At 50.8% G+C, this 15,785-nt stretch carries 23 protein-coding genes and 4 pseudogenes; 22 read left to right on the top strand and 5 right to left on the bottom strand.

Going from position 1 to position 15,785, the window contains the following annotated elements; genetic code table 11:
- Nucleotides 1–84: 84 nt before the first annotated feature.
- From ACWWJF_RS01230 to ACWWJF_RS01245, 4 genes are read left to right on the top strand one after another with little or no spacing between them, the layout of a single operon-like run.
- Complete coding sequence (locus tag ACWWJF_RS01230) at nucleotides 85–375, top strand: DUF1364 domain-containing protein (RefSeq protein ID WP_455868455.1); 291 nt, start codon at nucleotides 85–87, stop codon at nucleotides 373–375.
- Entirely contained in the window at nucleotides 372–734 is a 363-nt protein-coding gene (locus ACWWJF_RS01235; RefSeq protein WP_455868456.1) for a RusA family crossover junction endodeoxyribonuclease, read from the top strand. The genes ACWWJF_RS01230 and ACWWJF_RS01235 overlap by 4 nt, the downstream gene beginning before the upstream one ends.
- Nucleotides 731–889, top strand: coding sequence for a helix-turn-helix domain-containing protein (locus ACWWJF_RS01240; RefSeq protein WP_455868457.1), 159 nt, complete (start codon nucleotides 731–733; stop codon nucleotides 887–889). The genes ACWWJF_RS01235 and ACWWJF_RS01240 overlap by 4 nt, the downstream gene beginning before the upstream one ends.
- Entirely contained in the window at nucleotides 886–1,224 is a 339-nt protein-coding gene (locus ACWWJF_RS01245; protein ID WP_455868458.1) for an antiterminator Q family protein, read from the top strand. The genes ACWWJF_RS01240 and ACWWJF_RS01245 overlap by 4 nt, the downstream gene beginning before the upstream one ends.
- A gap of 2 nt (nucleotides 1,225–1,226) precedes the next feature.
- On the opposite strand, the gene ACWWJF_RS01250 is transcribed toward ACWWJF_RS01245, so the two are convergent.
- Nucleotides 1,227–1,538, bottom strand: coding sequence for a hypothetical protein (locus ACWWJF_RS01250; protein WP_455868459.1), 312 nt, complete (start codon nucleotides 1,536–1,538; stop codon nucleotides 1,227–1,229).
- A 319-nt stretch (nucleotides 1,539–1,857) separates the two neighbouring features.
- On the opposite strand from ACWWJF_RS01250, the gene ACWWJF_RS01255 reads away from it, so the two are divergent.
- A complete protein-coding gene (locus ACWWJF_RS01255) occupies nucleotides 1,858–2,655 on the top strand; it encodes an ORF6N domain-containing protein (RefSeq protein ID WP_455868460.1) in 798 nt (265 codons plus the stop codon).
- A gap of 265 nt (nucleotides 2,656–2,920) precedes the next feature.
- On the opposite strand, the gene ACWWJF_RS01260 is transcribed toward ACWWJF_RS01255, so the two are convergent.
- Entirely contained in the window at nucleotides 2,921–3,145 is a 225-nt protein-coding gene (locus ACWWJF_RS01260; protein ID WP_455868461.1) for a YdiH family protein, read from the bottom strand.
- Between the two features lie 280 nt (nucleotides 3,146–3,425).
- On the opposite strand from ACWWJF_RS01260, the gene ACWWJF_RS01265 reads away from it, so the two are divergent.
- The 4 genes from ACWWJF_RS01265 (at nucleotide 3,426) to ACWWJF_RS01280 (ending at nucleotide 6,118) form a co-directional block, all read left to right on the top strand.
- On the top strand, nucleotides 3,426–3,914 hold the full coding sequence (locus ACWWJF_RS01265) for a ricin-type beta-trefoil lectin domain protein (RefSeq protein ID WP_455868462.1): 489 nt from the start codon (nucleotides 3,426–3,428) through the stop codon (nucleotides 3,912–3,914).
- Between the two features lie 269 nt (nucleotides 3,915–4,183).
- Nucleotides 4,184–4,516 carry a phage holin, lambda family gene (locus ACWWJF_RS01270; protein WP_455868463.1) on the top strand — a complete coding sequence of 111 codons (333 nt, stop codon included), beginning with the start codon at nucleotides 4,184–4,186 and terminating at the stop codon, nucleotides 4,514–4,516.
- A 2-nt stretch (nucleotides 4,517–4,518) separates the two neighbouring features.
- Nucleotides 4,519–4,968, top strand: a complete 450-nt coding sequence (locus ACWWJF_RS01275; protein WP_455868376.1) for a lysozyme — start codon at nucleotides 4,519–4,521, stop codon at nucleotides 4,966–4,968.
- A gap of 109 nt (nucleotides 4,969–5,077) precedes the next feature.
- The gene (locus ACWWJF_RS01280) at nucleotides 5,078–6,118 is read left to right on the top strand and encodes an IS481 family transposase (protein WP_455868377.1); all 1,041 of its coding nucleotides are present in this window, start codon (nucleotides 5,078–5,080) and stop codon (nucleotides 6,116–6,118) included.
- Nucleotides 6,119–6,174: 56 nt separating this feature from the next.
- Here the strand turns inward: ACWWJF_RS01280 and ACWWJF_RS01285 are convergent.
- Nucleotides 6,175–6,447, bottom strand: a pseudogene (locus tag ACWWJF_RS01285) (ATP-binding protein); the annotation flags it as partial.
- Nucleotides 6,448–6,461: 14 nt separating this feature from the next.
- A complete protein-coding gene (gene istA, locus ACWWJF_RS01290; protein WP_455868378.1) occupies nucleotides 6,462–7,991 on the bottom strand; it encodes an IS21 family transposase in 1,530 nt (509 codons plus the stop codon).
- Nucleotides 7,992–8,273: 282 nt separating this feature from the next.
- Between istA and ACWWJF_RS01295 the strand changes: the two genes are divergently transcribed.
- The 4 genes from ACWWJF_RS01295 (at nucleotide 8,274) to ACWWJF_RS01310 (ending at nucleotide 10,320) form a co-directional block, all read left to right on the top strand.
- On the top strand, nucleotides 8,274–8,963 hold the full coding sequence (locus ACWWJF_RS01295) for a Rha family transcriptional regulator (protein ID WP_455868379.1): 690 nt from the start codon (nucleotides 8,274–8,276) through the stop codon (nucleotides 8,961–8,963).
- A complete protein-coding gene (locus ACWWJF_RS01300; protein WP_455868380.1) occupies nucleotides 8,935–9,411 on the top strand; it encodes a hypothetical protein in 477 nt (158 codons plus the stop codon). The genes ACWWJF_RS01295 and ACWWJF_RS01300 overlap by 29 nt, the downstream gene beginning before the upstream one ends.
- A complete protein-coding gene (lysC, locus tag ACWWJF_RS01305; protein WP_455868381.1) occupies nucleotides 9,383–9,574 on the top strand; it encodes an Rz1-like lysis system protein LysC in 192 nt (63 codons plus the stop codon). The genes ACWWJF_RS01300 and lysC overlap by 29 nt, the downstream gene beginning before the upstream one ends.
- Before the next feature lie 212 nt (nucleotides 9,575–9,786).
- Nucleotides 9,787–10,320: a phage antirepressor N-terminal domain-containing protein gene (locus ACWWJF_RS01310; protein WP_455868382.1), complete on the top strand. Its 534-nt coding sequence runs from the start codon at nucleotides 9,787–9,789 to the stop codon at nucleotides 10,318–10,320.
- A 135-nt stretch (nucleotides 10,321–10,455) separates the two neighbouring features.
- Here the strand turns inward: ACWWJF_RS01310 and ACWWJF_RS01315 are convergent, their stop codons facing one another.
- Complete coding sequence (locus ACWWJF_RS01315) at nucleotides 10,456–10,662, bottom strand: hypothetical protein (RefSeq protein ID WP_455868383.1); 207 nt, start codon at nucleotides 10,660–10,662, stop codon at nucleotides 10,456–10,458.
- A gap of 139 nt (nucleotides 10,663–10,801) precedes the next feature.
- Here ACWWJF_RS01315 and ACWWJF_RS01320 point away from each other — a divergent pair, with 139 nt between their 5' ends.
- The 9 genes and pseudogenes from ACWWJF_RS01320 to ACWWJF_RS01360 all read left to right on the top strand — a co-directional run.
- Nucleotides 10,802–10,933, top strand: a complete 132-nt coding sequence (locus tag ACWWJF_RS01320; protein ID WP_455868384.1) for a hypothetical protein — start codon at nucleotides 10,802–10,804, stop codon at nucleotides 10,931–10,933.
- 10 nt (nucleotides 10,934–10,943) lie between these two features.
- Nucleotides 10,944–11,159 (top strand): hypothetical protein, encoded by a 216-nt coding sequence (locus ACWWJF_RS01325; RefSeq protein WP_455868385.1) that lies wholly within the window; start codon nucleotides 10,944–10,946, stop codon nucleotides 11,157–11,159.
- Between the two features lie 203 nt (nucleotides 11,160–11,362).
- Nucleotides 11,363–11,593: pseudogene (locus tag ACWWJF_RS01330) on the top strand (phage regulatory protein/antirepressor Ant); the annotation flags it as partial.
- 70 nt (nucleotides 11,594–11,663) lie between these two features.
- Nucleotides 11,664–13,121 carry a glycosyltransferase family 2 protein gene (locus ACWWJF_RS01335; RefSeq protein WP_455868386.1) on the top strand — a complete coding sequence of 486 codons (1,458 nt, stop codon included), beginning with the start codon at nucleotides 11,664–11,666 and terminating at the stop codon, nucleotides 13,119–13,121.
- Nucleotides 13,103–13,702, top strand: a complete 600-nt coding sequence (locus tag ACWWJF_RS01340; protein ID WP_455868465.1) for a hypothetical protein — start codon at nucleotides 13,103–13,105, stop codon at nucleotides 13,700–13,702. The genes ACWWJF_RS01335 and ACWWJF_RS01340 overlap by 19 nt, the downstream gene beginning before the upstream one ends.
- Complete coding sequence (locus ACWWJF_RS01345) at nucleotides 13,695–14,063, top strand: HNH endonuclease (protein ID WP_455868387.1); 369 nt, start codon at nucleotides 13,695–13,697, stop codon at nucleotides 14,061–14,063. The genes ACWWJF_RS01340 and ACWWJF_RS01345 overlap by 8 nt, the downstream gene beginning before the upstream one ends.
- A 181-nt stretch (nucleotides 14,064–14,244) precedes the next feature.
- A pseudogene (locus ACWWJF_RS01350) lies at nucleotides 14,245–14,445 on the top strand (terminase small subunit); the annotation flags it as partial.
- Nucleotides 14,446–14,547: 102 nt separating this feature from the next.
- Nucleotides 14,548–14,679 (top strand): hypothetical protein, encoded by a 132-nt coding sequence (locus ACWWJF_RS01355; RefSeq protein WP_455868464.1) that lies wholly within the window; start codon nucleotides 14,548–14,550, stop codon nucleotides 14,677–14,679.
- 57 nt (nucleotides 14,680–14,736) lie between these two features.
- Nucleotides 14,737–15,785, top strand: a pseudogene (locus tag ACWWJF_RS01360) (terminase large subunit domain-containing protein); the annotation flags it as partial.

A 15,785-nucleotide genomic window follows, 5' to 3' on the forward strand; every position in this document is an offset into this window, starting at 1 on the left:
CTGGGATGTCGTCGTCACCCTTCCTGAACAGCAGTACCTCAAACCAACGCCACGCTCAATGGTTAACAGGATGTGGAGGTAGATATGGCGAATCTTGGAAAAGAGGCCAGAGGCCGAGAGTGTCAGGTGAGGCTCTCGGGTATCTGTAACGGCAACGCGGAAACTGTAGTGCTGGCCCATTACCGAATGTCCGGCATTTGCGGCACCGGAATGAAGCCTGATGACCTTTTTGGCGCATGGGCCTGTTCTGCCTGTCACGATGAAATCGACCGCCGTACGCGTATCACCGATGCCGACTATGCCGGGCTGCATCATCTGGAAGGCGTCATGCGCACACAGGCGATTTTACTGGCGCAGGGGAAGATTAAGCGATGACCGAATATCACCTGAAACTACCGTGGCCTCCCAGCCTAAACACCTACTGGTGGCACGCACGACATCGGCACTACATCAGCGAGAAAGGCAAAGCATACCGACAAAGCATCATCCAGATAATCCAGCAGCAACACCTCGATATCAACACTCCCGCAAGACTGAAAATCGCCATCATCGCCAACGCTCCAGACAAACGACGCCGTGACCTCGACAACCTGCAAAAGGCGGTTTTCGATTCGCTCACTCACGTTGGATTCATGCAGGACGACGAACAGATAGATGATTTCAGGGTAAAGCGTGGTGAGCGGGTGAAGGGTGGCGGTCTGGATATCGTCATCACTGAATTGGTGGTGACATGAGAAAACGAGTGCAACTCACGGCGCAAGATATCCCGCTTATCCGTGCGCTGCTGGCCTCCGGTATGCCGGTGGCGGAGGTGGCGAGGAAATTCGAGACCAGCAAGCAGCATATCTACAGCATCAGGAACGGAAAAAACTGGGGGACGGTGAAATGAGAGATATTCGATACCTGTTGACGGCATGGGGAAACTGGAGCGGCTCACGCATTGGCACCGAGTACAAGGCAGCATGGCCAATCGCCACGGCAAGCAGCGATATCCGGCCCATGCTGTCCGATGCCGACGGTGAGACAGTTGACCGGGCGGTAGGGAGACTGAAGCACTTCGACCCGCTGGGCTACGATATCGTGGTAGCGTATTACAAGGGCAAGGTGTCGTGCAGGGCGATAGGCCAGGAGTTAGGGAAGCCCACCTACTACATCACAGGCTTCCTTGCTCGCGCCGAGGCTTACATAGCGGGTAGAGTTGCCGATCTTTTGGAAGTGGCCTGATGTTAGACTGAGGCTACAAAAAACGCCTTAATAATCAGTGAGACGACGCCAGCAATAAGTGCGCTAAGCATCCAGCGGATGAGTTTTTGTTCGGAACGAATACCTGCCATTTCAAGCTGCAAATCTTTGCGAACATCAGTGATTTGAAATGTTAAATCTTTACGAACGTCTTCAAGGTCACGTGTTGTGGCTACATCGGCCACTTCGTGAGACTTTCGGACAGCAATAGAAATAGCCTTAGCTTGGTCTTTGGGCAACCCGGCGTTTTCTAGCGTTTCTACGAACTCTTGAGTATCAAATGCAACTTGGCCCATGGGAAATCCTCCTGTTTTAATCCAAGTGTAAGCGATCTGACCGCTAATCTGCAAAATTTTGCAAGTTCGGTTTGACAAGCTCGCAAAACCTATCGTAGGCTGACCGCACTGGAACCAATAAGCGGTCATCCGCACCCGATAGCCATGCGGCTTTTTTATGCCCGTAAAACGGCGTAATCACATCCGAAGGCCGGGTGGAGAGGCGTAATACAATACCCGAGAGGGGAATATGCCCGGAGCGTCTTATTGGGCTCTAGTTGACACCTGGCTACCAGCTACTAACTGGTGACCATGACTAAAACCAATAAGGAGGCCAATTATGGCTAATCATATCTCTACTGAATCTATCCCTGTGGTTCTATTCCAGAATATTCCAGTTGTTACTACGGAGTTACTCGCGAAGTTGTATGGTACCGAGCCAGATTACATCCGTAAAAATTACAGTCGAAATACGGAACGCTTTATTTCTGGGAAGCACTATTTCATGCTTGAGGAGCAGCAGTTACGAGACTTCAAGCACAGCATGTCTTTAAGACCTTCTGTGAAAATAGCCCCCAATGTTCGCAGCCTCATCCTGTGGACAGAGCGAGGGGCGGCCAGGCACGCCAAGATGCTTGAGACCGATCAGGCATGGAAAGTGTTCGAGCAACTGGAAGATTGCTACTTTAACAGTGAATGCGCTAACCATAAGCAACGCTACCAACCCGAAGTACGAGAGCCACTAACCGCCGACGATACATCCCATTTAGCTCGGCTTATCTGGGGCATGGCTAACGGCTTCCGATTTGGGCGCTCATGGAGCAATGCCATATGGCATGCACTGCGTTATGCGGCTGGCGTTTCGTCCCCACAGCATTTTGGCGTGAGTCATATCCCGATCCTCGCGGAAGAGTGCCAACGCATTTACAGTTTCACTAATGCGCTAAAAGAGGTCATGTGCGACGCTGAAAAGCAAGCTGTCCGGCGAGTGCTCAAGAATCGGGAGGATGCGGATGCTGTAGTATCAGAAATGAAGCAGTTGCTTGATGAAACCAATCAATCGCACAATCTGTTGCTGACGAATACATTGGCGCGATGGCAACAAGCGGATATCCAGCACTTTCTACAGCGGCATTGACGGGACTGAGGCTAAATAACTGATCAAACGATCAGTGAAACGCTTGACTGTTATAACGTTATAACACATAATACCCCCATTCTGCGACAGGAGCGCGCAGGACATGAAGCCTCAACTCCCTCTGGTGGTTGGGGCTTTTGTCTATTGACAGCGCATGATTGCTGAATAAAATCATCGGGTCTCACATCTAAATTTGTTGTTCCCTCTATATCAGTTTGGTACAGATGTGCGATAGGGCCCCGGTTAATGCCGGGGCTTTTCTTTTCTAGCGGTTTCCTCGCTGGCCATCGGCTTTGCATTTTGGGCAGAAGCGCGATAAAAACTCGCAAAGCCCTGTGGTTTTATCATTGGAGCATGATGAGTGAAGTAATGTGCTGAATTCTGATTCCAATTGTTCAAATTTCTTCAGGTAATCGGTAGGGCTTAGCTCCTCGGACAGTCTGCGAAGATATTCAAACGCAAGTTGGCGGGCTGTTGGTTTATTGTTCATGGCGATGTCCTTTTCGTTATGGGTAGGCAGTCTGATAAGTACTGGTAACTCAAGTTAAGCATAATTCGTGTTTGACGCATTTTTCAAGGCTACGCTCCGGCGTGGCCTTTTTTCTGACCGACAGCCACCCTAGACGAGGTGGAGCGATGAAATCTATGGAAAAATACACCACCGGCTCCGCCTAAAGCTGAAGCCTTACTGCGTGCCTCCGTGGTGATTTTTTATACACTGACGGAGTTTCATTAAACACATTAACATAAGGAAAATTGCAATGAAAAAAATGAAACTGGCAATACTGACTACCTGTCTCTGCCTCTCGGTGCCGGTGTCTTTTAGCGCCTTGGTCGCATCTGATGTCACCGAAAATATAATGACGGGAGCACAGGTTCACACCGTGACCCAAACGGTCAAATCGGGTTTTATCTCAATAGCGAATGGTCGTAATTGCGCAGTAGCAAGTGCAGATAATCATAGTAGCATTCTGTCGCCTTGCCCATCGCAACCGTCTCAGCCAGAAGAAATTATCACGGTCTATTATATTGAGCTGCAAAATGGCATGTGTTTAGAGGACAGGGGCGGTAGCACAGTGGCGTTAAAAAGATGCCGTATTGGTGACGGCAAGCAGCAGTGGAAAAGGGGGGTTAACGCAGGAACTGAGTTGAAAAATGTGGTGACCGGAAAATGTCTTACCACTCAAGGGTTAAACAAGCAATTGAAAGTGGCGTCCTGTAACGGCTCGCCGGCTCAGTATTGGAAACTGCCTCAGTAACCCACAACCCATGATGAGATGAAGGCTGCCTTAGGGTCATATCGTTATACACATCTTTCTAACGCACTGTTTAATCAATGAGTTACGGGTTTATCTCAGAGTGGCATTTTGAACCTCAAAAAGCCAATGGGATGGCTTGAATGCCTTAATTCACGGGGTTCTGAGCATCCTGTTCAAAAAATGGCCAAAAGATGTGTATAACGATATGCCTTAGGGTGGCCTTTTTCCTTACTGTTTTGTTTAAAATCCGCCCTAAGTAAGCCGTCAATATGCCTGAAAAAGAGCCTGCATTCTGGTACGCCTTTATCAACTGGATACAACGTCATCAGACTGAATTTGGCTATGCGACGCTGGCGGCCTTGTTTTCTTTTTTGCGCAACGCGTGTGTCAAAAGTTCATGGAGTCGACGCTTATTCGATGCGATGTCATGCAGTGCCCTGGCATTCTTTGTCAAACCCTTACTGAGTCTGGTTGAAAATATTTTTAACTGGTCCTTACCTGACGCGACACCAGAATTACTAGCAATTTATATTGGTTATGTGGGAACAGATTATATCCGTGAGCGCATAAAGGCGTTTACACGACATAGGGATCTGAAGTAACGATGCAAATGAGTTCGCAAGGATTAGCACGGATAAAGGCGTTTGAGGGCATTAAGCTCAATGCCTATCAATGCAGCGCTGAAAAATGGACTGTCGGCTACGGGCATACCACCGGCGTCAAGGCAGAGGATGTTATTACGCCAGCGCAGGCGGACACTTTTCTGCGTGACGATATCGACGCTGTGGTTGAAGAGCTGAATGCCTTGATAACCGTGCCGGTGAGCCAGAATCAGTTTGATGCATTGTGTTCACTGGTTTTCAATATCGGCATCGGGGCTTTTGGCACTTCGACGTTGCTTAAGAAGCTGAATGAAGGTGATTACTCTGGTGCAGCGGCAGAGTTTCCCAAATGGTGCCATGTCACCGTCAAGGGTAAAAAATTACCGCTGCCCGGCTTGATTAAGCGCCGCCAGGAAGAGAAAGCTCTGTTTGAATCAGTGATTAATAACTGAATTAAAGTGTATTAGTCGCGACTTGATCTGACACTGGACCTTGAAAGGTTGAGAGTTACCGGTTTTGATATGGGTGTCGAATCCTTATACAAAACACGAGGTAACTCTCATGCTTCATACTAACAATCCCATCATCAAACACAAAGCCGGCCTGCTCAATCTCGCCGAAGAACTCGGTAACGTATCAAAAGCCTGTAAAATCATGGGGGTGTCACGCGACACGTTTTATCGCTATCAGGAACTGGCGGCAGAAGGCGGCATTGACGCTCTGGTTAACCAAAACCGCCGGGTTCCCAACCTGAAAAACCGTGCTGATGAAGCCACTGAACGTGCGGTTGTTGATTACGCCATTGAGTTCCCGGCTCATGGCCAGCACCGGACCAGTAATGAGCTGCGTAAAAAAGGCGTCTTCATTTCTGGCAGCGGTGTGCGCTCCATCTGGCAACGACACGATCTGGAAAACTTTCGTAAGCGCCTGAAGGCACTTGAGGAAAAAGTTGCCAGAGAAGGCATTGTACTTACTGATGCTCAAATCGCTGCACTGGAGAAGAAGGTGCACGACGACGAAGCCTGTGGTGAAATAGAGACTGCTCACCCGGGTTATCTGGGGTCGCAGGACACCTTCTACGTGGGTAATCTGAAAGGTGTTGGCCGTATCTACCAGCAGACGTTCGTGGATACGTACTCGAAAGTGGCGCACTGCAAGCTTTACACGAGTAAAGCACCGATCTCTGCCGCCGACCTGCTCAATGATCGCGTGCTGCCGTTCTACGAAGCTCAGGGGCTGCCAATGCTAAGAATACTGACGGACAGGGGGACGGAGTACTGCGGTAAAGTGGAACAACATGACTATCAGCTGTACTTGGCTATCAACGATATAGACCATACGAAAACGAAAGCGATGTCTCCGCAGACAAACGGTATCTGCGAGCGCTTCCATAAAACTATTTTGCAGGATTTTTATCAGGTTGCGTTCCGTAAGAAGTTATACGAGGACCTAGAAAGTCTACAAAAGGATCTGGACAACTGGTTGTGGCATTACAATAATGAGCGAACTCATCAGGGTAAAATGTGCTGCGGGCGTACGCCAATGGCCGCGTTACTTGATGGTAAACGAGTCTGGGCAGAAAAAAATCTGAACCAGATTTAATCTGACAGACACCTGTATAAATAACCGGTAACTGTTAGATCAGGTCTGAGCTAATACAGAAGCTCGCGCATCTGTTCGGCCTTTAACCCTCGGGAGACCGGATAGTACATACCCTCAGGGGTTGCACCGTGGCGCAACCGTGCCTGCTTTCTCAACCGCCCAACACGGCTGTTTTCACGATTCAGTAGCTCTTCTTCGACAAGTAACCCCAGGCGTTCTGCGAACCCCAGCTCATTGTATGTACCAGGTGCCTCACGCTGGCGTATCATGCCATCGGCCATTGCCGACAGCTTCAGCGTTCTAAGTTTGGTTAGCAGGTCATCAGTCATAACGACTCCCTTTTTCAGTGGTAATATTTTGGACCACGCAGATTCTCGTGCTCCAGTGGAAGCTGTAACTCTCTATTTCCTTTAACTGTTTCTCCGATGCCCTCCCTGTTGTGACGCAGCAGATTCTCGATAAAACGCCTTTCCGGATGGTTCAGCCCGCAGGCCTTGTCACAGGCTTTTTCCAGCCGTTCGGCACCGTATTTTTTCTGGAGCGACAGTAGGCCGAGAACAGCCCGATAAGCCTGCTCAGGATGATTCTTCGCGTTTAGCATCGCTTCCACCACCTGCCAGGTCGCCTTGCCGGTTCTCGCGGCATTATCCAGCAGCTTTTCAGGTGTCCAGCTGCTGTGCCCGCGGTGATTGACCGGCATGTGTGCCGGATTCGTGCTGTGGCTGTACTGCCGATCGCTGCGAGGGTGCTGAGCCACGCAGCGGCCCTTATGCCAGACCTGGACCAACGTCTGACCCGCTTTTACCGACAGCCTTTCACCAACCAGCTCATGGGGAACGGAGTACCAGTGGCGGTCGTATTCGACGTGATAGTCAGGAGCGACCTTCACCGCACGGTATTCGGTGTATTCATAGGGCATGGCTGGCAACGGCTGCAGGCACGGCGCATCGAGCAGCGCAAAGCGCTGCGCTCGGCTCTGGCCCCCATAACCTTTCATTGGCCGGTTATTCAGCTCGGTCATCAGCTCACTGAGCCTGACGTTGAGCGCATGCATCGTATGGAAGGTTTCATTGCGTATTCGCGCCAGGAGCCACCTTTCGACCAGCAGGACGCCGTTTTCCACTTTGGCCTTGTCTTTCGGTTTGTAGGGTCTGGCTGGCATCACTACCGTGCTGTAATGCGAGGCCAAAGACTGATAGCTGTCGTTGATGACCGGCTCGTAGCGATCTGCTTTGCTCACCGCGCTACGCAGATTATCGGGTACCAGCAGGGCTGGAACGCCGCCGAGGAAGGTCAGGCAGTGGCTGTTAGCATTCAGCCAGCTCATCATGTCCTGACCGGGGCAGGCTTCTGCATAGGTATAATTTGACGCTCCCATGACAGCGACGAAGATGGCGACCCGGCGCACATTTCCCGTATCGGGGTCGGATACCGGCACCGTGGGCCCGCAGAAGTCGATGAACAGCTTCTCACCGGCACGGTGGGTCTGGCGCATCGAGCGTTTCTGGCATTTCTTCCATTGGCGATAACAACGGCAGAACTGAGAGTAGCCCAGCGCCATTTCTCCGGTTTCGGTGCTGTATTCTATCCACAACAGCTGCCTGGTAACCCCTGGCCGTCTTAGCTCGGTATCGATATACAGCCAGTCTGGCGCGATAAGCTCCGAGGTGCGCATTCTGCGGGTGGGGAACAGCATCTTTTCCAGTTTTTCTGGCAAGAGCGCATCAGGCAATGGCCACGACAGCGATGCGGCGGTAAAACGGGAGAGCACCTCATAAACTGTGGAAGGGCTGACCCTAAGAGCAGCGGCGATGGTGCGATTAGACTGGTTGCACTCAAATTTGAGTTTGAAGATCTGAAGACAAGTCTCCATGGGACTCCTGCTTTTTCTCTTTCTGGCCATCGTTATCTCCATTTCAGTAGAAACTGCGAACGGAGAGGAGGTTAGAAGAGTTAAGTCCCGGAGTGATCGATACGACGCGAATCAGTGATCGACCTTAGATGCGAAATCGTGATCGATTGTCATGCGAATCACTGATCGATCACGATGCGAATATGCAATATGAGCCTGAGACAGAGTGGCGGTTTCATCGCTAACCACTCTTGGGCCACTCATGTCTACGAGGCAGGCTCTATCATCAAAAGGAAATAAGCGATGCAATTAGTGGAAATAAAGAAATTTGATCTTGTAGCGAATACTATGGCGATTGCTGAGGGTGTTGAGAAAGATCATGACACCATTATCAAGCTTGTTGACCGTAACAAAGCCGATCTGGAAGAGTTCGGGCCACTCGGATTTGAAATCCGTATGGTTGAAAGAAGTCAAGGTGGTGGCAAGCCTCTTCGTATTGCATTTCTCTACGAGCAGCAAACTACACTCTTAATTACCTACATGCGCAATAATGATGCCGTTCGTGTATTCAAGAAGAAGCTGGTTTCCGAGTTCTTCCGTATGCGCAAGGCATTAGCGGGCAAGAAGATGGATCGCAATATTGCCAGGCTTGAGTACAAGCCAATGACTGATGCTATCAAGCATGAGCGCGAGGCACATGGCAAGACGATTGCCCCACACCATTTCAGCAACGAGGCCGACCTGATTAACCGGATAGCACTTGATATGACGGCGGTTAAATTCCGTGTTCATCACGAAATAGGTAAGCAGGAGAGTATCCGCGACTACCTGCCCCCTGAGCAGATTCACTGCATTACCGAACTGCAACGCGCCAACACGGTATTCATTGGTATGGGATGGGACTTTGAGCAACGCAAGGCCACGCTGATGGGAATATTTAACAAAAACCATCGCCAACCGCTGATTGAAGAGCAGTACAGACTGGCAGCATGATGCGCTGGAAACTTATTTGGGTGATTGCTGCCTTGCTGGCATTGATGACCGGCGCGGCGAAGGAAGAGTCACTATGTCTATCAGGGATACCGTAATCGCTATTTTGCTTGCTCTCATTGCTATGCTGTCATTCGGCGTCTACTACTACCACGACGCGTACAGTGATAAAACGGAAGACCTCGAAGCAGCAGCGCGGAAACAACAGCAGGCCGAAACTATCGCTGGAAATGTGATCCAGTCAATGCGTATCTTCAACGCCATCACGCGGGCCAATCACGATGAAAAACAGCAGATACAGCGGCGGTCTGAAACTACCGTGGTTTACATTCGTGAAAAGTTATCGACTGATGAGTGTGCTAGTCGGCCTGTTCCTGATGATGTCGTTAGCAAGCTGCGAGAGCACGCGGACAGAATTCGTAATGGCTCCAGTAGTCCCCATCCCCGCTGAACTTTTACAGGACTGTCCAGCACCAAAAATTCCGTATCAAATGAACTACGGCAAGAGTGTAGCGCTGAATGAAGAACTGCTGACCGTTATTGAGAAGTGTAACGCCGACAAGCGAAGCATTCGTGAAATCGAAGGATCCGGGAAGAATTTACCTGCCAAGTAGCTGTGCAACTCTGTGAAGAAGTGGCAAGGCTGCGAAACCAAACAATGATCCTCGGCACCGTCCGGGGTTTTTTTTCGCCTGCGCTTCATACGCGCATATCAACAAACCCTGAGGCTATTCACAAAAGCGACCTTGGAGAACGCCAGTAATTGGTGTGCTCAGGGGCTGGCTGTTCGTGTGATCTAAGGTCTCTTTTTTGAAGGTAAACACCAATGAACAAGATGATCGTTACTGCAACATTTTACGGCACGGAACTTTACGTTATTGAGCACAATGGCGAGCCTCATGTGCCAATGAAACCCATTGTTGAAGGCATGGGGATGACTTGGCAGTCTCAATTAGAGAAGTTAAAACAACGCTTTAAATCAACTGTAACGGAAATCGTTATAGTTGCTTCTGATGGCAAGGAGAGAAAAATGGCTTGCCTTCCTTTGCGCAAACTTGCTGGATGGCTCCGTACCATCTATCCCAATAAGGTCAAGCCCGAAATCCGTGACAAAGTGGTTCAGTATCAAGAGGAGTGTGATGACGTGCTCTATGAATACTGGACAAAAGGACAAGTCATTAATCCCCGTAAGCGTAGCGTTATGCAAGAACTCAATGCAGCTTGCGCTGAATTAAAAAGTGACAAAGCCGTTGCTAGCGTGTTTGGCACGGGATTGAACGAGTGGAAAGGCATCAAGGCAGCACATGCGAAGAAAATTAAAGTGCTGATTGAAGAAGCTCAATTGTTGCTGACATTTTAAGGGGGAGACCATGAGCAATATTCCTGCTCCCGAATGCTTTTGCTGGCGCGTCGCGGATGCCTACATGTACCACCTGATGGCAACTAACCGTCGCCCGGTATACCGCTATCAGGCTGGTGATATCGAAGTCTGCCGCTATTTTCTTTGTGGTTTCCTTGATGACCACTTATCGAAAATATCGCCGCCGAAAAGGGCTGCATTTTGTCTTCGTTTGCTTGAGCCGTTTACTTTGACACCTGATCCTCGCGCCATCATCTGTGGGGGTAAAGCCATATCGTTATACACATCTTTTGGCCATTTTTTGAACAGGATGCTCAGAACCCCGTGAATTAAGGCATTCAAGCCATCCCATTGGCTTTTTGAGGTTCAAAATGCCACTCTGAGATAAACCCGTAACTCATTGATTAAACAGTGCGTTAGAAAGATGTGTATAACGATATGGGGTAAAGCCCCTATGTTGAATCGTCGAGGTGTCCGGTACATGAATGCATTAATGCACCAATACGGGGATACCCTAATGGATGTCGGCGTTAAAGATGAGCGAGGAGTGCTTGTTTTACCACCAGAAAGCGACTGGGCAAACCTGAAATTCAGCGATGTCTTGTTTGAATAAGGGAAGCCGAATGAAAGACTACACGCCATTCATTGAAAAGCATGTGGTCGCTGAACTGGTGAAACAGGGCTATGAGCCATCGGTTGCCCTGAAGGGGGCAGACAGGGCGATAGACCACTACCGCTGTTCAAGCTCAGCATCAGGGAAGGGGAAGATGTTTGACGATTGCTTTCGCATAGCAAAGGCATGGGCGATGAAGTACCAGCCGAAAACCAAAAATCGATAAGCCTCGTATCTCGCGGGACTTTTTTTCGCCTGTAGTCAATCAAACCGTGCATTCGCGTGCACTTCACTAGAGAGCTTTCCGTCGTGTGAGTCTGAGATAGGGCGGTGGATCACATCGTTCCGCTCTCGGCTGCCCATGTCTACGCGAACAGGCTCGCACCACAGAAGGGAAATACGCTGCAATATCCCGTTAATGATCAATCAATGTCCATGACCAGCCTTGAAATAGCTGATCTGGTAGAAAAGCGGCACGACAACGTTAAGCGCACCATCGAAACGCTGATAGAAAAAAGCGTAATAGCGTCTCCTCAAGTTGAGGAAAAGCCAACTGCCGGGCGTCCGATGTTGATTTACGTTTTTGAAGGGGAGCAGGGTAAGCGCGATAGCATTGTTGTAGTCGCTCAACTGTCCCCGGAGTTCACTGCTAAACAAATCCACACGGTAGCCAACTGTCCTAACCCGAAAAATCAGCATTCAACCTGGTTGATTACTTATCGGAGAAAATATGCAGGTCATTATTGATAATGTTCCGTATGCGCCTGTCTGTCATCCTTCTGCCCGGATCGGAATTGCTATCTCTACGCACAATCGCGCTGACGTTCTACGTCGCGCCCTGACGCAACATCTGCAGTTTTTACCCGCTGGCGCGCGAGTGGTTGTTGTAGACGACGGGTCAAATCCTGCCGCTTCAGTACCCGCGGGTGTGCAACGGGTTCGCCATGAAACATCATTCGGCATTGTCGCATCGAAGAACGCCAGCCTGGCCGCGCTGATGGATGCCGGATGCGAACATTTGTTTCTGTGGGATGACGATGCGTGGCCGATCACCGATAACTGGCATGTGCCCTATATCGCGTCGCCAGAACCACATCTGGCTTATCAGTTTCTTGACCTGGCTGGACCAAGAAAGCTGAAAGATATAGCAGTGCTTTATCGCGATGATAAACACGTTGCTTATACCGGACAACGTGGCGTGATGCTCTACTACCACCGCAGCGCCATTGAAAAAGTCGGCGGATTCGACTGGATTTACGGGCGCGGCATGTACGAACACAGCGACCTCGCCATGCGCATACATAATGCCGGGCTGACTACCTGGGCTTTTGCTGATGTCGTGGGTTCAGAAAAGCTCATTCATTCTCTTGATGAATATGAACACGTTACTCGGTCAGTTCCTCGACCTGATCGCGAAGCGCTAGTTAAACGAAATGTAAAAATTCACAACGGGCGGCGCGATACGGGGTATGTCGGTTATGTCGAATACCGACGCCAGCACGACGTTGTGATCACAACATTACTGACGAGCCAACCTGACCCGCAGCGCGGTAGCAGAATGCAGCCTGACCCGGCGGCGCTTGAGGTATGGGCTAAATCAATTCAGGATGCTGACGCCGTAGTGCTGGCTGACCAACTAACCTCCACACCTGATGGCGCTCAACGGGTGACAGTTCCTGATGTTGCAATGAACGTCTATTTCCGCCGCTGGCTGCACGTCTGGCAGTACCTGCGTGATCACCCTGAATACCGGTTCGTCTGGTGTACCGATGGAACCGATGTCGAAATGCTGAGCGCGCCGTGGGATGACATGGAGGCCGGGAAGACTTACGTCGGCTCCGAACCGAAGACTTATGCCGATGTATGGGCGAAGCAGAGCCATCCCGAACGCATCTATCAGGCGTTCCTCGAAGGCCATCGCAACGACGTGATGCTTAACGCCGGGCTGCTGGGCGGAACGCGTGATGATGTTATGGCATTCGCTCACGGCATCATTCGCCTGTATTACCGAATCGAAAGCTATCGGTTCTGGAAGATGGAACAACCGGCGGCCGCAGTAGGCGACATGATCGCCTTTGGCATCGTTGCACAGTCATTTGCTGACCGGCTTATCACCGGCCCGCAGGTTCACACCGTGTTCAAGACGGATGGACTCGGTAAGGAGAATGCCTGGTGGAAACACAAATAAAGTTTGTTGTTGTTGGGCATCACTCAAGAGAGCCACAGGCGAGGGCACTGGCTTATCAAATCGGCCCAACTTCCCACGTCATGATTGACCCTGAGGATCATGGCGCAGCCTGGGGCCATCGTCGGGCGCTTGAGTGGGCCGCTGGGCTGGATTTTCGGGTGGTGATCATTGAAGACGATGCACTACCGGTTGCTGGGTTTGTCAATAAGGCTGCTGAATGGCTGAGCCGCTTCCCTGATTCTTTGTGCTCCTTCTATCTTGGCACCGGACGTCCGCCGCAATATCAAATGCAAATCGCCGAGAGGTTGATAGTGGCTGACAAGATGCGGGCAGACCACATCACGCTAACGCGCCTCATACATGGTGTTTGCTATAGCGTGCCGCCGCAGCATGTCGATCGCGTGCTGTCCCGCTGGGACAACAGCAAACCCGCTGATTACGCCGTGGGTGATGCATACGGTGGCAGCGTCATCTATCCCTGTTACTCATTGGTGGACCATGCCGATGGTGAACCGGTAGAGCGTCACCCTGATGCCACTGCACGCACAGAGCGCCGCAGGGCCTGGAGGCTACATGTCTAAATTGAAAACGTTGCAGCCGAGACTGAAAGCCATCGACACCCGCAGGATAAAGCCGGTCTTTGGCGAGCATAGGCGCGTGAGTGGCAGCGCTAGGGTAAGCCTGAAGCGGCGTATTTATGCGCGTGACGGTGGTCACTGCTGCATGTGTGATCGTGTTGTTGACCTGCACGATAGCGAACTGGATCACCGGGTGGCGCTGCAGTTTGGTGGCAACAATGGAGAAGCTAACCTTTGGACGCTCTGCATTGAATGTCACTCAGGCAAGTCAGCGCGTGAAGCCTCGACGGGTCAGCCTGATGAGGAGGCGCTGAAGCATTACATTCCCGACGATGGCCTGGGGCCGAACATCGTGGTGATCTGACCATCGTGACAAGGGTTCTCAATATCACTTCGCCATTGGCTGAGTTTGAAATCATTAAAAATAAAATGATATTTATTCTCATTTAACAATGAGGGGGGGGGGTTGGGTGTTAACCTCGATCGCCTTGGGCACCGACACTCCCTCTCAGCACAGAAAAAATCCCCTCTGGAGGGGGTAAACAATGTTAACAGCACAAAAGCGTAAATTCGCTCTCGCGCTGATGTCGGGATGTCCCAGAAAAGCGGCGGCAATAAAGGCGGGATACTCAAGAAATCCGCGCGGTCAAAGGGTCGCAGCTTGCTAAGACCCGGAGGTCATCGCGTTTATAAAGCGAAAAAAGAATGAAAAAGTCGACGTTGATGATGAACCCGCGTACCGCCGAATGTTCTATACCCAGCAGTAAACGCGCCCGGAGAAAAAACCGCCTCGCACGACATTGACGCCCAGTCAATTTGAAGACCCTCTGGCGTTTCTTAAGTGGGTGATGAATGACACGGGAAATGAAATTGAAACCCGGAAAGATGCAGCAAAAGCGATGCTGCCTTATAAGCATCCCAAGATGGGGGATACCGTAAAAAGGACGCAAAAGCGACGCGGCCAGAAAAGCAGCCAATAAATTTGCCGTCCCACAACCGCCTAAAACTTTGTGGTTAAATAACCGCGAGACATAGCTATGCCTGAATGGACAACCGCCTGCCCTGACTGGGCCGAGCGCCTGAAAAAAGGTCAGTCGATTATTCTGCGCCGATTTACCGCAGCAGGCTGAAATAGCCCTCAACGTTTTCAGACAACTGAAGATTGTGGATGCACCAGGATCGCCTACTTTCGGTGAAGCCTTTGCGCAGTGGGTGTTCGATTCTGGTGGCCGCATTGTTTGGTTCTTACGATGCTGAAACCGGACGTCGGCACATCACGGAAGTGTTTGTTTTGATACCGAAGAAGAACTCAAGTCTACGCTTGCCGCCGGATCATGATGACGGCGTTGCTGCTCAACTGGCGACAGGCTTGCCGGATACACCATTATTGCCACCGACGGTTGAGGTTGCCACTAACGCGTTCAATCCCGCCCGGATATGGTGAAGCGTGACGATGACCTTGATGACCTGTGTCAGGTTCGACCCACATCCGGACTATCACCCACCGCGGCACAGATACCACCTTGAAAGTGGTGGCGGCTGATCCCAATACGGTTTCGGGCATCAAGTCGGTTGGCACGCTGATAGATGAATTATGGCTTTCGGGAAGCAGCACAACGCTGACGATATGCTGCGCGAGGCGATAGGTGGCTTAGCATCGCGGCCTGAAGGTTTTGTGATGTACACCACCACGCAGTCGAACGATCCGCCGGCCGGCGTGTTCAGACAAAAACTTCAGTATGCCCGCGATGTGCGCGACGGAAAATAGTCGATCCACATTTCCTGCCCGTTATTTTTGAACATCCTCCTGAAATGGTGGCCAGCGGCGAACATCTGCTGGTGGAAAACCTTGCAATGGTTAACCCAACCTGGGCTTTTCGGTGGATGAGAAATTTCTTTATCGGGAGTTCAGGAAAGCCAAAGACGCCGGGGAAGAGGAATTCCGCGGCTTTATGTCAAAACATGCAATGTTGAAATCGCCTGCCCTACGCGCTGACCGCTGGGTCGGCGCTGATTTCTGGGCGCAGCAGGCGCATAAAGTCAGCTTTGAGGAAATACTCCAGCGCGCTGAGGTGATCAACGTTGG

This window comes from Symbiopectobacterium sp. Eva_TO (assembly GCF_053848865.1).

Excerpts from the sequence above, each read along its gene's own strand:
- ACWWJF_RS01245 (WP_455868458.1), top strand. The coding sequence starts at position 886 with ATGAGAGATATTCGATACCTGTTGACGGCATGGGGAAACTGGAGCGGC.
- ACWWJF_RS01240 (WP_455868457.1), top strand. The coding sequence starts at position 731 with ATGAGAAAACGAGTGCAACTCACGGCGCAAGATATCCCGCTTATCCGT.
- ACWWJF_RS01260 (WP_455868461.1), bottom strand. The coding sequence starts at position 3,145 with ATGAACAATAAACCAACAGCCCGCCAACTTGCGTTTGAATATCTTCGC.
- ACWWJF_RS01335 (WP_455868386.1), top strand. The coding sequence starts at position 11,664 with ATGCAGGTCATTATTGATAATGTTCCGTATGCGCCTGTCTGTCATCCT.
- ACWWJF_RS01275 (WP_455868376.1), top strand. The coding sequence starts at position 4,519 with ATGCAAATGAGTTCGCAAGGATTAGCACGGATAAAGGCGTTTGAGGGC.
- ACWWJF_RS01270 (WP_455868463.1), top strand. The coding sequence starts at position 4,184 with ATGCCTGAAAAAGAGCCTGCATTCTGGTACGCCTTTATCAACTGGATA.
- ACWWJF_RS01320 (WP_455868384.1), top strand. The coding sequence starts at position 10,802 with ATGAATGCATTAATGCACCAATACGGGGATACCCTAATGGATGTCGGC.
- istA (WP_455868378.1), bottom strand. The coding sequence starts at position 7,991 with ATGGAGACTTGTCTTCAGATCTTCAAACTCAAATTTGAGTGCAACCAG.
- ACWWJF_RS01345 (WP_455868387.1), top strand. The coding sequence starts at position 13,695 with ATGTCTAAATTGAAAACGTTGCAGCCGAGACTGAAAGCCATCGACACC.
- ACWWJF_RS01295 (WP_455868379.1), top strand. The coding sequence starts at position 8,274 with ATGCAATTAGTGGAAATAAAGAAATTTGATCTTGTAGCGAATACTATG.
- ACWWJF_RS01310 (WP_455868382.1), top strand. The coding sequence starts at position 9,787 with ATGAACAAGATGATCGTTACTGCAACATTTTACGGCACGGAACTTTAC.
- ACWWJF_RS01250 (WP_455868459.1), bottom strand. The coding sequence starts at position 1,538 with ATGGGCCAAGTTGCATTTGATACTCAAGAGTTCGTAGAAACGCTAGAA.
- ACWWJF_RS01230 (WP_455868455.1), top strand. The coding sequence starts at position 85 with ATGGCGAATCTTGGAAAAGAGGCCAGAGGCCGAGAGTGTCAGGTGAGG.
- ACWWJF_RS01265 (WP_455868462.1), top strand. The coding sequence starts at position 3,426 with ATGAAACTGGCAATACTGACTACCTGTCTCTGCCTCTCGGTGCCGGTG.
- ACWWJF_RS01280 (WP_455868377.1), top strand. The coding sequence starts at position 5,078 with ATGCTTCATACTAACAATCCCATCATCAAACACAAAGCCGGCCTGCTC.
- ACWWJF_RS01355 (WP_455868464.1), top strand. The coding sequence starts at position 14,548 with ATGAATGACACGGGAAATGAAATTGAAACCCGGAAAGATGCAGCAAAA.
- ACWWJF_RS01235 (WP_455868456.1), top strand. The coding sequence starts at position 372 with ATGACCGAATATCACCTGAAACTACCGTGGCCTCCCAGCCTAAACACC.
- lysC (WP_455868381.1), top strand. The coding sequence starts at position 9,383 with ATGGCTCCAGTAGTCCCCATCCCCGCTGAACTTTTACAGGACTGTCCA.
- ACWWJF_RS01255 (WP_455868460.1), top strand. The coding sequence starts at position 1,858 with ATGGCTAATCATATCTCTACTGAATCTATCCCTGTGGTTCTATTCCAG.
- ACWWJF_RS01325 (WP_455868385.1), top strand. The coding sequence starts at position 10,944 with ATGAAAGACTACACGCCATTCATTGAAAAGCATGTGGTCGCTGAACTG.